The 13,539-nt window shown below is 69.0% G+C and carries 13 protein-coding genes and 2 pseudogenes; 2 read left to right on the top strand and 13 right to left on the bottom strand.

Annotated elements, in window-relative coordinates; all coding sequences use genetic code 11:
• Positions 1–86: 86 nt before the first annotated feature.
• Positions 87–2,330 carry a PQQ-binding-like beta-propeller repeat protein gene (locus OG963_RS37255; protein WP_371799882.1) on the bottom strand — a complete coding sequence of 748 codons (2,244 nt, stop codon included), beginning with the start codon at positions 2,328–2,330 and terminating at the stop codon, positions 87–89.
• A 252-nt stretch (positions 2,331–2,582) separates the two neighbouring features.
• Here OG963_RS37255 and OG963_RS37250 point away from each other — a divergent pair, with 252 nt between their 5' ends.
• Positions 2,583–3,554: an aldo/keto reductase gene (locus tag OG963_RS37250; protein ID WP_371799881.1), complete on the top strand. Its 972-nt coding sequence runs from the start codon at positions 2,583–2,585 to the stop codon at positions 3,552–3,554.
• Between the two features lie 267 nt (positions 3,555–3,821).
• On the opposite strand, the gene OG963_RS37245 is transcribed toward OG963_RS37250, so the two are convergent.
• The 10 genes and pseudogenes from OG963_RS37245 to OG963_RS37200 all read right to left on the bottom strand — a co-directional run bounded on the left by OG963_RS37245 (position 3,822) and on the right by OG963_RS37200 (position 12,187).
• Positions 3,822–4,154 (bottom strand): hypothetical protein, encoded by a 333-nt coding sequence (locus tag OG963_RS37245; protein ID WP_371799880.1) that lies wholly within the window; start codon positions 4,152–4,154, stop codon positions 3,822–3,824.
• A 246-nt stretch (positions 4,155–4,400) separates the two neighbouring features.
• On the bottom strand, positions 4,401–5,147 hold the full coding sequence (locus OG963_RS37240) for a hypothetical protein (protein WP_371799879.1): 747 nt from the start codon (positions 5,145–5,147) through the stop codon (positions 4,401–4,403).
• A 280-nt stretch (positions 5,148–5,427) separates the two neighbouring features.
• Entirely contained in the window at positions 5,428–6,306 is an 879-nt protein-coding gene (locus OG963_RS37235; protein WP_093930784.1) for a sigma factor, read from the bottom strand.
• A gap of 441 nt (positions 6,307–6,747) precedes the next feature.
• On the bottom strand, positions 6,748–7,341 hold the full coding sequence (locus tag OG963_RS37230; protein ID WP_371799878.1) for a DUF4291 domain-containing protein: 594 nt from the start codon (positions 7,339–7,341) through the stop codon (positions 6,748–6,750).
• A gap of 41 nt (positions 7,342–7,382) precedes the next feature.
• Positions 7,383–8,072: pseudogene (locus OG963_RS37225) on the bottom strand (transposase).
• A 347-nt stretch (positions 8,073–8,419) separates the two neighbouring features.
• Entirely contained in the window at positions 8,420–8,878 is a 459-nt protein-coding gene (locus tag OG963_RS37220; RefSeq protein WP_030922107.1) for a carboxymuconolactone decarboxylase family protein, read from the bottom strand.
• The gene (locus tag OG963_RS37215; RefSeq protein WP_371799877.1) at positions 8,875–9,504 is read right to left on the bottom strand and encodes a sigma factor; all 630 of its coding nucleotides are present in this window, start codon (positions 9,502–9,504) and stop codon (positions 8,875–8,877) included. Before OG963_RS37215 ends, OG963_RS37220 begins: the two co-directional genes overlap by 4 nt.
• A 205-nt stretch (positions 9,505–9,709) precedes the next feature.
• Positions 9,710–10,195, bottom strand: a complete 486-nt coding sequence (locus tag OG963_RS37210) for an Rrf2 family transcriptional regulator (RefSeq protein WP_371799876.1) — start codon at positions 10,193–10,195, stop codon at positions 9,710–9,712.
• A 301-nt stretch (positions 10,196–10,496) separates the two neighbouring features.
• On the bottom strand, positions 10,497–11,474 hold the full coding sequence (locus OG963_RS37205; RefSeq protein WP_371799875.1) for a hypothetical protein: 978 nt from the start codon (positions 11,472–11,474) through the stop codon (positions 10,497–10,499).
• A complete protein-coding gene (locus OG963_RS37200) occupies positions 11,471–12,187 on the bottom strand; it encodes a hemerythrin domain-containing protein (protein WP_371799874.1) in 717 nt (238 codons plus the stop codon). The genes OG963_RS37205 and OG963_RS37200 overlap by 4 nt, the downstream gene beginning before the upstream one ends.
• A 61-nt stretch (positions 12,188–12,248) precedes the next feature.
• Here OG963_RS37200 and OG963_RS37195 point away from each other — a divergent pair, with 61 nt between their 5' ends.
• The gene (locus OG963_RS37195; RefSeq protein ID WP_093777700.1) at positions 12,249–12,872 is read left to right on the top strand and encodes a TetR/AcrR family transcriptional regulator; all 624 of its coding nucleotides are present in this window, start codon (positions 12,249–12,251) and stop codon (positions 12,870–12,872) included.
• Here OG963_RS37195 and OG963_RS37190 read toward each other — a convergent pair.
• A complete protein-coding gene (locus OG963_RS37190) occupies positions 12,781–13,302 on the bottom strand; it encodes a homogentisate 1,2-dioxygenase (protein ID WP_371800349.1) in 522 nt (173 codons plus the stop codon). The genes OG963_RS37195 and OG963_RS37190 overlap by 92 nt on opposite strands.
• Positions 13,278–13,526: pseudogene (locus OG963_RS37185) on the bottom strand (homogentisate 1,2-dioxygenase); the annotation flags it as partial. The gene OG963_RS37190 and the pseudogene OG963_RS37185, both read right to left, overlap by 25 nt.
• Between the last annotated feature and the right edge of the window lie 13 nt (positions 13,527–13,539).

The raw sequence follows: 13,539 nt of genomic DNA, 5'->3' as shown, positions 1-13,539 counted from the left end.
ACGCCGCGCACCGAGAAGTGGTCGTGGAGAGGCGGTTCGGGGCCGGGAGGGCCTGGGTCCGGGAAGCGCGGCCGGTGCCGCCGGAGTCAGCCCGACTTCGGCGGCTTCTGCGCGTCGAAGGCGAAGAGAGTGTTCTCGGCCGCGGCCACGATCAACGCACGCCCCGCAACGGTCACGCGCGGGCTTGCGCCCTGCTCGCCCGTCAGACCGTCGGTCGTCGGATCTGTTGTCCACAGGGGCTTGCCGTCGTACGGCGCCAGCGCGACCACCCGTCCGGTGGCCGAGCTGAAATACAGCGCGCCTGCACCCGCGACGGGGCCCGACGCGCCCTCCACGCCCGTCTGCCGCGACCACTTCTTCCGGCCGGTCGCGGGGTCGAGGGCCGTGACGAGACCCGCCTGCCCGCTCACGTAGAGGGTGCCGTCCGCCATGCCGGGCGTCCCCGCGTATGTCTTGGCCAGTCGGGAGTACGTGACCTTCCGCGAGGCCGGGTCGACCCGCGCCACCCCGTCGTAGCCGGTCAGCGCCGTTCCCTCCCTGTGCTCCTGAAGGAGTACGAGACTGCCGTCGGCGACGCCCATCGGCACGGCAGGGCCGTCGACCGCGACGGGCCTGCCCAGTGTCCCCGTGGCGCGGTCGACCGGGTACAGGGTGGGGTGACGCACCTCGGAGGCATCCATCTCCGCATCCGTCGCGCACATCGCGAAGAGCTGTGTGCCCACCGGAACGGGAGCGCACTGAGCACTCGTGGGGAACGACGTCGTCCAGGTGACCTCACCGCTGCGCGCGTCCCGGGCCTCGAAGCGTGAGTTGGAAGCGTCGACCGTCACGACGGCGGAGCCGACCACGACAGCGTCCTGCGTCCGACCCGTGACGGCCGTCGACCGGCCGCCGGACGGTACGGACCACAGCTCCCGGCCGCTGTCCGCGTCGATGGCCACCACCTCGGTGGGAGGGTCCTGCGGGGCGCCCTGGGCGGCGAAGCGGTAACCGAGCACCGTGTCGTCGGTGGCGCCCACCAGGTGCATGCCCTGGACGGGGACGCCCGGACTCTTCGCCGTCCACACCCGCGAGCCGTCCAGGGCCCTGATACGGGTCGCGACGACACCGCCGCCCCCGCAGAACAGCGCGTCGCCGCGCGCGACGCAACGCAGCTCGTCGGGGATGTCCTCGCGACCGCCCGGCACGGTCCTGCGCCACGGCTCGAAGCCGTCCGGTAGTACGGCACCCGGCGCCGCGACCCTGTTGCCCTTGTCGCCGACGCTGTTCCACCCGAAGCCGCCCGCCTTCAGCGCGGTGACTCCCCCGCCGATCGCTGCCACCGCGACCGCGGCCGCGAGCACAGGACGCCATCGTTTGCGCAGACGGCGGCCGATGGGGGTGCCGGTGCTCCCGGTTTCGGGACCGGTCGGTGCGGTGGTCGGGGCATTCGGCGCCGGGGTGGCCGGCGTCGCGAGGTGATGCTGGGTGACCATGTCGCGGGTACGGGCCGCGCCGCCCCCGTCCGCATCGGTCCCTCCGAGGTCGGCCGGCAGGTCCCGCAGCAGCACGAGGAGTTCGTCCGCCGAGGGGCGCCCCTCGGGCTCCTTGTCCAGGCACGACTCGACGACCGCACGCAAAGCCACCGGCACCGCACCCAGCGACGGCTCCTCGTGCACCACCTGATATGCCGTCATGTACGGGCTGTCCGCGTCGAAGGGCCCGTGGCCCGTCGCTGCGTACACCAACAGCGTCCCCAGCGAGAAGACGTCGGACCGCGGCCCCACACCACGCGGCGCCTGCAACTGCTCCGGCGACATGAAGGGCGGCGTACCGATGACCCGCCCTGTCATCGTCAGCGTCTGCTGGTCCACGGCGCGCGAGATGCCGAAGTCGATCACGCGCGGGCCTTCGGGCGAGAGCACGACGTTCGAGGGCTTCAGGTCACGGTGGACGACCCCCACCCGGTGGATGTCGCGCAGCGCCTCCGCCAGCCCGATGGCCAGCCTCCTCAGCTCCGCTCCGTCCAGCGGGCCCTTCGTGGCGATGTGCTGGGCGAGCGTGTGCCCCTCGATATAGGTCGTCGCCATCCACGGCTGTTCGGCCTCAGGGGCGGCGTCGACCACGGCGGCGGTGAACGCGCCGCTCACCCGCCTCGCCGCCGCCACCTCCTGCCGGAAGCGGAGGCGGAACTCGTCGTCCCCCGCGAACTGCTGGTGGATCAGCTTGATCGCGACAGGTCGCCCCGAACTCGTACGGGCCAGAAAGACCGTGCCCATGCCACCCGAGCCGAGCCGCGCCTCGAGCGGATAACCGCCGATCTCTGCTGGATCGCCTCCGCGCAGCGACACTCTTGCCGTCCTCCCGTCCCCCGTGCACCTCTGCCACCACGGGCCTGCGTACCTGTCCTGCAGACAAACTAGCCGCAGGGCAGTACCGCGGAGCAAAGCGGGTGACGAACAGGGAGCCCGGGGCCGTTCCCGTGCCGCACACGGTGGCGGCCATCTCAACCCTGTCTCGGGGTACGGTCCCTGGCCCTCGGTGCTCGACCGATGCCTCGCACCCGGTGAGGGCGACCGGACGTCGACGTAGGGTGGACGGCCATGGACTATCTGAAACTCGGCACGACCGGTCTCGACGTCTCCCGCATCTGCCTGGGCTGTATGAGCTACGGCGTCGCCGACCGCGGTAACCACAGCTGGACGCTGGACGAGGAGGCCAGCCGGCCCTTCGTACGGCAGGCCGTCGAGGCAGGGATCAACTTCTTCGACACCGCGAACGTATACTCCGACGGCACCAGCGAGGAGATCGTCGGCCGGGCGCTCGCCGACTTCGCCCGCCGCGACGAGATCGTGTTGGCCACCAAGGTGCACGGCACGATGCGGCCGGGGGCCAACGGTGGCGGGCTGTCCCGCAAGGCGATCATGACCGAGATCGACCACAGCCTGCGCCGACTGGGCACCGACTACGTCGACCTTTACCAGATCCACCGCTGGGACCCGACGACGCCGATCGAGGAGACCATGGAGGCCCTGCACGACGTGGTGAAGGCGGGCAAGGCCCGCTACATCGGGGCGAGTTCGATGTACGCCTGGCAGTTCTCCAAGGCGCAGTACGTCGCCGAGCGGCACGGCTGGACCCGTTTCGTCAGCATGCAGAACCACTACAACCTGCTCTACCGCGAGGAGGAGCGGGAGATGCTGCCGCTGTGCGCCGACCAGGGTGTCGGGGTGATCCCGTGGAGCCCGCTGGCCCGCGGCCGGCTCACCAGGGCCTGGGACACCACCAGCGCGCGCAGCGAGACCGACGAGTTCGGCAAGACCCTCTACCAGGACACCGACCGGCACATCGTGGACGCCGTCGCGGCGATCGCGGACGAGCGCGGTGTCACCCGCGCCCAGGTCGCGCTGGCCTGGCTGCTGGGGCAGCCGGGGGTGACCGCGCCGATCGTCGGTGCGACCAAGCCACAGCACCTGGACGACGCCGTCGCATCGGTCGGCCTGCAGCTGAGCGACGACGAGTGCAAACGCCTCGAGGAGCACTACGGCCCGCGCGGCGTCGTCGGCTTCGCGTAAGCCCGCCGGACCCACCGCAGAGGGGCGGTCCGGCCGTTCGGCCGGACCGCCCCTTCCCGCGCTGCTGGTCACGCCAACGTCACCTGCGCGGTAGCCGGTGCCGATCGGGTCGGCGGCATCGCACCGCCGCTTCGGTCCTCGAAAACCAGGAGTGCCTTGCGGACGCCCCCGGGCGGCGGCCCGGCTGCCGAAGATCCTGGCCGCATGAGCACGTGGGCGGGCGTCCGCAGCGCCTCACCGCGGAGGCGCTCCGGAGCACCTTCTTCCTCAAGAGGCGTCCTGCTTGGCGGCCTTCACCCGGTCACCTTCCGGCATGGCGGCCCTCACCAGCTCCGCGGAGCGGATGGTGCGGGTGCCCCGCGAGACCCTCAGCCGCACCTGGGCACCGGTCGCGATGCCTTGCGAGGCCGCGGGCAGCGCCCAGGCGGTGGTCAGGTCCGTGTTCCCCTCGTCGAGGACCAGGAACCGGGCCACATCCTTGCCCCTGCGCGACTCCACCCTCAGCACCTCACCGGTGATCGTGTCGGGCTCCCGCCGCTCCAAGCAGGCGAGTACCAGGAGGTAAGTCGCCAGCGCGCCGAAAGCCGTGATCGCCGCCAACTCGACGAGCAGGGGCCCCTCATGGGCCGCCGCATCACTGAACCAGCCGTGGCTGCCGCTCGCGAAGTTGCCGGGCCACGACGAGCGTGGGCGATGCAGCTTTCAGATGCCGCCGTATTCGGGCCTGAGAGTCGCGGCGCGTATCACGCCCTCGTGCCGGCTACCGCACCTGCTAAGGGCTGAGAGTGAACCGCGCCGGGGATCATCCCGGGTCGGCGACGGCACTGACCCGAGCGGTGACGCCGCTCAAAATGCACTGTCGTGCGCTTGCCGCGTGCCCTCGATGACGATGTCCATGTCTGCGCTGAAGATGATGACCTTCTCGATCAGGTTTCCGTTGAGCTGGAGAGTCTCCGATCCCAGTGCCGACTTGTCACCCGGGAAGCCGAAGTCCCAGGCCCAGTGGATGAATTCCTTGTTCTGGAAGTGGCTCACGAGCCGGCCGTACAGGGGCGGTGCCTTGCGCTGCACAACGCCGATGTAGTCGTTGATGGCGTCTCGCCCCACGTAGACGTCATCAGGCTCCATGAGCGTGATGTTCTCCGCGTAGATCTCCTGCATCGCCTTGGCGCGCTCGGCGGGGTCCGGGATCATCCAGACATCCAGGTGCTTGGCTATGAGCACCCGGGCGTGATCCGATCCACCGGTGAGGCTCAGGTGGAGCCGGGAGATCCGTCCATCCGAGTCCAGAGTTACGGCGACGTGCCCACTTCCGGACCTTCCGTTGCCCCGCAGGTCCAGACCGGCCTGGCTCCAGCTACCGGTGAGGGATCCGTCGGCTTCCTCGGAAGTCGTCCAATGGTGCCGGGACTCCTTCCACTTGGCCGCTTGTGCCCGATGGAATTCCACGGCCGGTTCCTGGCCCTGGACCATCTCCCCGCTGTGCATCAGCAGCACGTTCTCGGCGAAGACCTCACGGAGGTCGTCCAAGCCGGAGTGGTTGCTGTCGGCCGAATCCACGATCTCGAAATATTGGTCAAGCGCTGTCGTCATGCTTGCACTCCGTTCTCTTCACATGTCCGGGTTTGCATTTGTGCCACTGAGGGATGGCCTCTCGTCGCTGCGGGACGGGCCCCGTCCGCCCTCAGTGTTGTCGTCCGTCAGGGCGGTAGATCACTGACCGATGGGTTGGGCTTTTCCGCTGCCGTTCGCGTTCCATGAGGGAGACGAGCCGGAGCGGGCTTGTGTGACAGACCGGAGGTCGACATTCATCTGCGAATCCCGCAGTACGACGGGCTGCTGAACCGCCGAAGGGCGGACGGGAACGGCGCTGTCACAAGGGGGTGGTGCGGTCGATGGGTTGGTTCCATCGTCGCAGTTTGTCCGGGTTGAGAACGGCCCAGACGTGCGCCACACGGTCGCCGGCGACGTCGAGGCTGATAACCGCGACCACCCGCTGTTCGTAGCGAACCACCATTCCGGTACGGCCGTTGACGGACTGGGCAGCCACCGTGGTGCGCGGATGCGGGCCGAGCACCGTCAGCAGGCTGCGTGCGACCTGCTGAGGACCGCGCACCGATCGCACCCGCGTCCGGACTTTGCCGCCGCCGTCGAAGACGGCCGTGGCATGCGGGCAGAGCATGGACTCGAGCAACACGGCGTCCTCTGCAACGCACGCCGCCCGGAGAGCACGGGCAACCGCGTCATGTTGCCGGAGCGTCGCCGGACGAGACCGTGCTCCCGGGAGCGAGCAACATGGGTGATCGATAAGTTCCACGTACTCGGGCTCCGCACGGTCGACGGCATCGTTGACTGTGTCGTGCGCCGCCCTGACGACATCGGTGAGGACGAACGCCGCCCGTTCGGCCGGCGGAAGCGCCTGCAGGACACTCAGCAGGACCTGACTGACCTCGTCGTCCGGCGTGGGGCCAGTTCGCTCGACCGGCGTCGGCGCGGGTCCGGCTTCGTGGGGTCCTTCGGTCCGGGCGGGCCGGGCCAGGCAGATGTCGGCCACGGACTTCGCCAGCCACGCGCGGGGCGAGGCGATGTCCGCGCGCGCGGTTTCCGGCAGCTCGTACCACTGGCGGTAGATCTCCTCGATCACGTTCTCCGCCTCATTGCTTCTGCCCAGCAACCGGCGGGCGACATCGAGAAGATGCCGCCGCTCGTCGAGCAGCTCCGCGATCGGCATCACGTCACCGGCATCATCCATACGGCATCGTTCCTCTCATACAGGACCGCAGAACGCGGCGTCATGCATGGACCTCGGCGAAGTGCAGGAGACGGCGCGACGACCACAAAAGCCCTCATCGCGCCCGTCTGGGCTGCAGGGACTGCTCTTCGCCCCTCAGTGACGCCTCCCGCGGGGTGACTACGCGTGGGCGCAGCAGCCGCACCACAGCACCGTGGAGATACTGCGCGGGTGGACAGCGCACCGCAGCGACGTCGACTCCCGGCCGCGGATCCAGGGGCCCTGCGACGGGCTGCCTCTGCCATCCACCACTGCGGTGGGTGGATTCCTCGGCAGGCGTCCCGTTGTTTACCGTCCGCGGCTCGTCAGGGAGACGAGATAACGCACACGGGTGTGACAGCTCAGCCGCATGCACTTCGCGGTAAGCAGGCCTAAGAGATCATCTCAAATTGGCAGATGCGCTCATCGGTGCAGATGAGCCAGGTCCCCTTCGTTCACGGGGTAGGGATGTTCACGGGGCAGGAGTTGCCGTGCGGCGTCCAGGTCTCCGTCCTGTACATGCGCGTGGATGGTGTGGGCGAGCGATGTGATGTCGGTGATAGAGACGGTCCACTCATCGGCGTAGAGGCGTGCGGCCTCGCCGACGAGGCCGAGCTGGAGCGACCGGTGGGCAAGCGGCTGAAGGTGCAGGTCGCGTTCTGGGTCCCATTGCACTCGGGCCGGAGCCCGCTTCAATTGGCGCTTCCACGTGGCACGGTCGGCGTGGAGGCCATGCTCGTAGTGGGACAGGCACGCGTGTTCCAGTGCCCACTCGAAGCCTTCACGCGAGATCTCGACAGCCAGGACGGTCTCCTGGCCTTCTTTGGCGCCCCACCCGCAGCGGTACATCATCCACAGGAACGACGGCTTGATCCATGTCATCCGGTCCCGCTTCCGCACCTCCGGGAAACGGCCCTCCCGGGCTGCCGGCAGGCCGATCTCCTGGGCGTACGCCTGGTAGACGGTGACCGTGGAGTCCGTGTGCACGGCTCGAATCTGATATTTGGGTTCTGCCACGGGGACCAGAGTGGGCACACTGTTCCGCGCGCGCCATCGAATTACCGCGGTGCAAGGCCGCCCATCCTGCGATAGCAGAAAAGGGTGGCGGCGATGCCGGCGAAGGCGAGGAAGTGCGCGGCCTCGCGCTCATAGCGGCGGTGCAGGCGGCGGCATCCGGCAAGCCAGGCCACCGTTCTCTCCACGGTCCAGCGGTGGTGGCCCAGCCGCTGCGAGGACTCGATGCCCTTGCGGGCGATGCGCGGCGTGATGTTCCGCGAGCGGAGCCATCGACGCAGGTGGCCGTAGTCGTACCCCTTACCGCCGTGGCGCTTGGCGGCCGTCGCCGACGAGGCCCGCGCCGGGAGCTGACGGGAGGTATGCCGCGCACCAGCGGCTCCAGCCCCTGGCTGTCGTGGGTGTTGGCAGCGGAGACGCCGATCGAGAGGGGCAGACCGGTCCGCATCCAGTTCCCCGCGTGCGCCGAGCTCGTCCAGGACCAGGCGGTGAAGCTTGCCCCGGACCCGGGCCCTGCTCCACTCGGTGAACCGTCGGTGCGCGGTCGGGCCAGGCGGCCCGAAGACTGGCGGCAGTTGCTGCCACGCGCACCCCGTCGTGGCTACGAACAAGATCGCGGCCAGCTCCTCCCGGTCACCGTGACGCCGTCGGCCCCCGCCCTGCGGGCGCACCGGCGCTGGGGGTACCACCCGCTGGAACAGCTCCCACAGCCCGCCCGGAACCAGGCGCTCCACCGTCGTCAGCACGAAGGAGAGACTAACGATCAAGCCAATCGAGAGGGTCTCTGAGGACTGACGGCGGTGTGCGACACGTGTCAGGCCGCCCCGTCCGCCGCGGGGCGGGGGCTGCCGGGTCGACCGGAGCTGCGCGGGACGCCCTCAACCCTGACGGCTTCGCAGTGATATGCGGCGTTCGTTACACCATGCGACCAGTTCTCCCTACGGAGCAGTCCCGGCGCGAGGAAGGCCCACAGTTGGTGGCCCCCCGGGCTCGCGGCGACGACTCCGGCCGTACTCGCCACTTTCGGCGCGAGTCCGAAGGGCGACATCCAGTCGGGCCCGCCCGGGAGGCCGGCGGGGGGTCAGCCTGCGACCCGGTACCGACTGGTGATCGCGACTCGGTTGAACGCGTTCATCACCGTCGCCAGCCAGGCGACCGCAGAGACCTGGTCCGCGGAGAGCACGGCTGCGGCGGCGTCGTAGTCCGCGTCGCCCACGTGCCCCTCCGACACGTGCGCGATCGCCTCGGTCAGGCGCAGGGCGGCTCGATCGGTCTCGGAGAAGTAGCCGGATTCCTCCCACGCGGGCAGCACCGCGATCCGGTCCGGGTTCTCGCCCTTCTTGACGGCGTCACGCGTGTGCATCCGGAGGCAGAACGCGCAGCCGTTGATCTGGGACGTGCGGAGCTTCAGCAGTTCGACCAGGAGCGGGTCGAGGCCCGCCGCGGCGGCGCTCTCCTCCACCGCCACGGACAGGGCTAGAAGGGCCTTGTAGCTGGCCGGGTCCTGCTTTCCGATGTTGACGCGCTGCTGCTCGGTCATGGGTAACTCCTCTTGGTGTTGCCTGTCGGGTAAGCCTTGTCGAGGGTTCGCCGTCTCGCACGGCGACGTTCCGTCCGGTGACGGCTCAGATGTGCGCGATCTCCTCCGGGTTGAGAACCCTGCGGTACGCCGAGACCAGACCGTCCTTGATCTCCACCGTGCCCACGGAGAAGACGCGGCCTGCCCGGCGGCGCAGGAGCGCAAGGCTCGCCGCCGACCTCGACGAGGTCGATGCGATCGGGGCGCCACCGGAGGCCCCCCACCCCCACCATCAGCTTGGCGATGCGCGGACCGCCGTGGACGAGCTTGCGCGCCGTGGAGACCTCGCCGCCGCCATCGGTGACGTACACGGCCTCCGGATGGAGGAGCCGCACGAGTCCTACGTATGTCTCCCTGCGGGCACGTGCGGACTTCAGGACGTCGTAGGACCGCCGCGCGGCCACCGTGACCAACCACGCCCGCAGGTCATCGATCCTCCGCAGATCCGCCCCCGCCGCACGTAGCCACGCGTCCTGGGCCACGTCCTCGGCGTCGGCCACGCTTCCGAGCAGCCGGTACGCCACGCCGAAGACAGCGGGCCGATGCAGCTCCCATTCGACCTCGAGGACCCCGGGTCCTCCGGGCATGCCCGTCATCGTCATCCTGATGCACCTCCTTCGCTCGGTCTCCGCTCCGGCAGTGCCGGCTCGTCGGCGCTGCGGCGCCCGGCCGGCCTTGCTGATCGCCGATCGGCCAGTCGTGACATCAGCGCCTCCAAGGACATAATCGGGATAGTTTTGATCCAGAATCGGAATACAGCGAAACGCGCGGCCACACAGTGCGGAAATGGGATCAGTCGCGCCCCATGCCTCGCCTCACGTGCGACGCCAGGGCCGGTGCGTGCGCCACAGCCGTCGCCTGTACATCGGCGAGGCTCTGCTCGGCCAGCGCCCTCTGCCAAGCCACCTCGGCCCGCGCCATGGCACTGTTCACCGCGCAGGGCCGACTGAAGCCGCTCTCCGGCACCTGCTCCCCGATGGTGCCGCACCGGCGGATCTCGGCACAGCGGAACACGGGCTCGTCTCCCTCGATGGCGAGCACCACGTCCAGCATGGTCACCGCCTCGAGCGGCCAGGCCAGCCGAAAGCCGCCTCGCGCGCCCGGCACCGACTCGAGCAGCCCGGCCTTGACCAGGTGCTGCAACTGCTTGTTCAGATAGGACGGCGACAAGTCATGACCTGCGGCCAGCTGTGCAGTCGTCACCGGCTCCCCGTCGCCCAGCCACGCCAGGTTGAGCAGCGTGTGCACCGCCCACTCGACACCCTTGCTCGTCCGCATATCTGGATAGTAAACATCCAATTAGTGCGGGTCAAAGCCCCACGGCCGCTGACGGGCACGCCGCGCCCTTCAGCAGATGGTCTCCGAGGCAGGCGAGGAAGTCGACGTCGGCCCTAACCCAGGACCCCGGCAAGTTCCAACCGCTTTTGGGGAATGCTCCCCCGCTGCACGGTGAGCGCGCTACGACGTCCGGACGCCGACTCGACCAGAATGCGGTTGGTGCGCAGCGGGTCCACATCGCGGCCTACACGCTTCAACATCCTTCTGGGCGGGGCCCCGGGTCACTCCGGGGGCGCCTGGGTCAGTTCACCGGGTCGCGAGCGGCGAGTTGCCGCAGGCGTTCGGCGGTGCCGTCGCGACGGGCGCGCCATAGGCCGTGCTTGGCCAGCAGGCCGTTCGACACTGTCAGGAGGGTTTTGTACGGTGGCGCGGCCAGGCCCTTGGATGTGTGGGGGGCGTAGAGGGCGCCTTCGTCGGTGACGGTCAGCCAGCCGGTGAGGGTTCGCATGCCGAGTCCGATGCACTGCGGTTGGAAGGCGTGGGCGAGGAGACCGGCCCTTCGCCCTCCCGGCGGCAGAAGTCCCGGCGGTACGTCGAGGTGCAGCCCTGTGTCGTCGTGCCCGCTGACCGCTACTGGGACAATGACAGGGAGGCCGTCTGCGCCCTGGTAGGCCAGAACCCGGTGCGGCAGTCCGCCGATCCGGCGAGCGACCGCGGAGACGTCGACGCGCGGATCTGTACCGTTTTTCGGCGGCTTCTGCCCGGTCGCCATCTCCGGCCGGTCGGCACCCGTGACCGTCACCGCGCCGCGGGCCGTCAGGTCGGGCCAGACAGCGACACGCTGGATGTCGACGTCGACAAAAACGCGCTCCTGGTGATATTCGCGCAGCAGCCAGTCCCAGATCGGCCCGCGCCTGGTCTCCCCGAGGAAGGGCTCCGAGGCCTGCCTCAGTTCCGCGAGGCGCTGCGGTGACGGCTGCAGGTCGACCGACGCGGCGCCCTGCACGAGTACGTATGAGCTGCTCGCGGCGAAACCGTGCTCCCGCGTGTGGTAGGCGAGCGACACGTGCGGGTTCCGCAGGATGCGCTCCAGCTTCTTCGGGAAGCCGAGCGAGGTGGTGAAGCTGATGAGACCTGCCTCCCGGTCTCCGAGGCCTACCGGAGAGACGCTGGTGACCACCGCGCCCCCGGCCGGGGTGATGTACGCGACCGCGACGGTGAGGTCGCCCCTGATGGCGGGATCCGCCGCGTCCGGCCATCTGACGGGGGCCGGGGTCACGAGCCGGTCCCGCGCAGGATCTGCAGGTCTTCTGCCGCCTGCCGGCGCATCGCGGGGATGAGCGGGCGGACCGGCTCCGGCAGGGCCGCGAGCATGAGCTCAACCTCCGCAGGCGTACCCACCTCGTGGAGGAATCCGACCATGAGATGCCCGGCCACGGGCGGCGTGGTGGCGATCACCTGCTGTGAGAACTCCGCCCATTCCGCGGGACTGATGTGGTCGCGCAGCGCAGGGAAAAGGATCGGCTCTTCATGGGCCAGGTGACCGTGCACCGTGTCGCGTACCGCGACAGCCGCTCGGTGAAGCTCATCCCGGATTGCGTCACCGGTGCTGCCCCTGCCCTGGCCTGCTCCGGAGCCGACAGTTTCGTCGGAGCTGTCGTCGGTCCAGCCATCGCTTACCGCGACGGCAGCAAGCCGGTCGAGCGCCTCGTCCAGTCGCTCGTGTTCCCCGCTCAACTCATCAAGCGCGAGCGCGGTAGCCGGCACCGCCGCGACAATCCGCGGCCACAGGTCCTCATCCTCACTCTCGTGGTGATGGCGCAGGTTCACAACGAGGAAGTCGCGCAGCTGTGCCAGCGCTCTCAGCGGCACCGAAGGGCGAACCGCCGCCTCCGCCAGCAGGGTGGTGGCCACTCGGTGGACGCCATGGGCAAGTCGGGTCTCGAGGACTGCGATGGGCTCAGTAGAAAAATCCGTCATGTAGGCGACCATATTCATAATAGGCATCTATTGTCAATATAGTGACTTACCGGAGGGGAGGTACAATGCGCCGGTGACCAGCAGGAAGTACAACTCGCCCCGTCGTACCGACTCCGCGGCCGCCACGCGCGAAGCCATCCTGAGCAGCGCGCATGCCCTCTTCATGGCCCGGGGGTACGCCGGGGTGACCATCGGAGAGATCGCGGAGGCGGGCAAGGTCGCCGTGCCCACCGTGTACAGCAGTGTGGGAAACAAGCCGAAGATCCTGACGGCCTTGCTGGAGCCGGCCCTCACGGACCCTGCCATCGCCGACAACCTTGCCGCGGTCGAGGCCAGCGACGACCCACACACCGTGGTCGAGCTGACCGCCAAGGGCACCCGGCTCACGCATGAACGCCACTGGGAGCTCGTGTACGGGCTTTTCTACAGGAATCCGCCCGGCGAACCCGCCGTCCAAGCGGTTCTGGACCGGGGGGCGGATGACTACGTCCAAGCCCTCACCCGTGTGGCCGACCGCCTCGTGGCACTCGACGCGCTTCGCGCCGATGTGAGTCCTGCGGAGGCCATCGACCTGCTCTTGTTCTATCTGGGTCCGCACGCCTGGATCACGCTCGTCGGCGAACGCGCTTGGCCGTTCGACCGCGCACAGGCCTGGATCGCCCAGTCCGCCTGCCAGGCATTGCTGAAGGAGTCCTGAGCCTGACATGCGTGATGCGGGCATGGCGCGATGAAGGGATGAGACTCGACCGGGGCGCGGAAGTGCTTCGGGTTCGCCATGACGGCGGCGCGGTGACACCGAGGGGGCCGAGTTCGGGCAGAACGAACGGATGGCCGAAGTTCTCCGCGCGTAGCCGCGGGCCGCTGTGACCAGCAGCTCCACCCGGAACCGCACGCCGCGTGGGACCACCCTCATGCGAGGTGATCGGCATCTCGCCGTCGCGGTCGCTGAACAGTTTGCCCTCCATCGAAGCGTCGGCGGCATCAAGGTGTACGGCCATGTTGGTGGGCTCGACCGGGTCGCCGTGGCCGCCAAAAGTCCACGGGCCGGAGAGAAAGTCCGTGCCGGCCCCCGGGTCGGGTTGCGGGTACAAGAAGGAGCGGTTCATTTCGACCTGGGCGTCGGCGATACCGCAGGAGCCCCTCCGTCCATCCGGCCGAAGGCGCGATGTCGTGCCGACGGCCGGATGCGGTGCATCCAGGCGTAGCGGCTCTTGCCCCGCGGCTCGGTCAAGGAACTGCCCTGGATCTGCTCGGTGTTGAGCCGGAACGGCGGTCGCTGCGCCATGTTTGTCGCTGATCGGCATGGCGCGGTGTCCGCTGTCCGTTCGCCGGGAGACATCGTCGGGTGTTGTGACCCGAAGCCC

It is taken from the genome of Streptomyces sp. NBC_01707, assembly GCF_041438805.1.
GTDB lineage: Bacteria > Actinomycetota > Actinomycetes > Streptomycetales > Streptomycetaceae > Streptomyces.
This window is presented reverse-complemented; position numbering and strand designations above follow the sequence as displayed.

Coding starts and splice junctions, on each gene's coding strand:
- OG963_RS37220 (WP_030922107.1), bottom strand. CDS start 8,878: ATGACCGAGCAGCAGCGCGTCAACATCGGAAAGCAGGACCCGGCCAGC.
- OG963_RS37240 (WP_371799879.1), bottom strand. CDS start 5,147: ATGACGACAGCGCTTGACCAATATTTCGAGATCGTGGATTCGGCCGAC.
- OG963_RS37215 (WP_371799877.1), bottom strand. CDS start 9,504: ATGCCCGGAGGACCCGGGGTCCTCGAGGTCGAATGGGAGCTGCATCGG.
- OG963_RS37235 (WP_093930784.1), bottom strand. CDS start 6,306: ATGGATGATGCCGGTGACGTGATGCCGATCGCGGAGCTGCTCGACGAG.
- OG963_RS37210 (WP_371799876.1), bottom strand. CDS start 10,195: ATGCGGACGAGCAAGGGTGTCGAGTGGGCGGTGCACACGCTGCTCAAC.
- OG963_RS37200 (WP_371799874.1), bottom strand. CDS start 12,187: ATGGTCGCCTACATGACGGATTTTTCTACTGAGCCCATCGCAGTCCTC.
- OG963_RS37250 (WP_371799881.1), top strand. CDS start 2,583: ATGGACTATCTGAAACTCGGCACGACCGGTCTCGACGTCTCCCGCATC.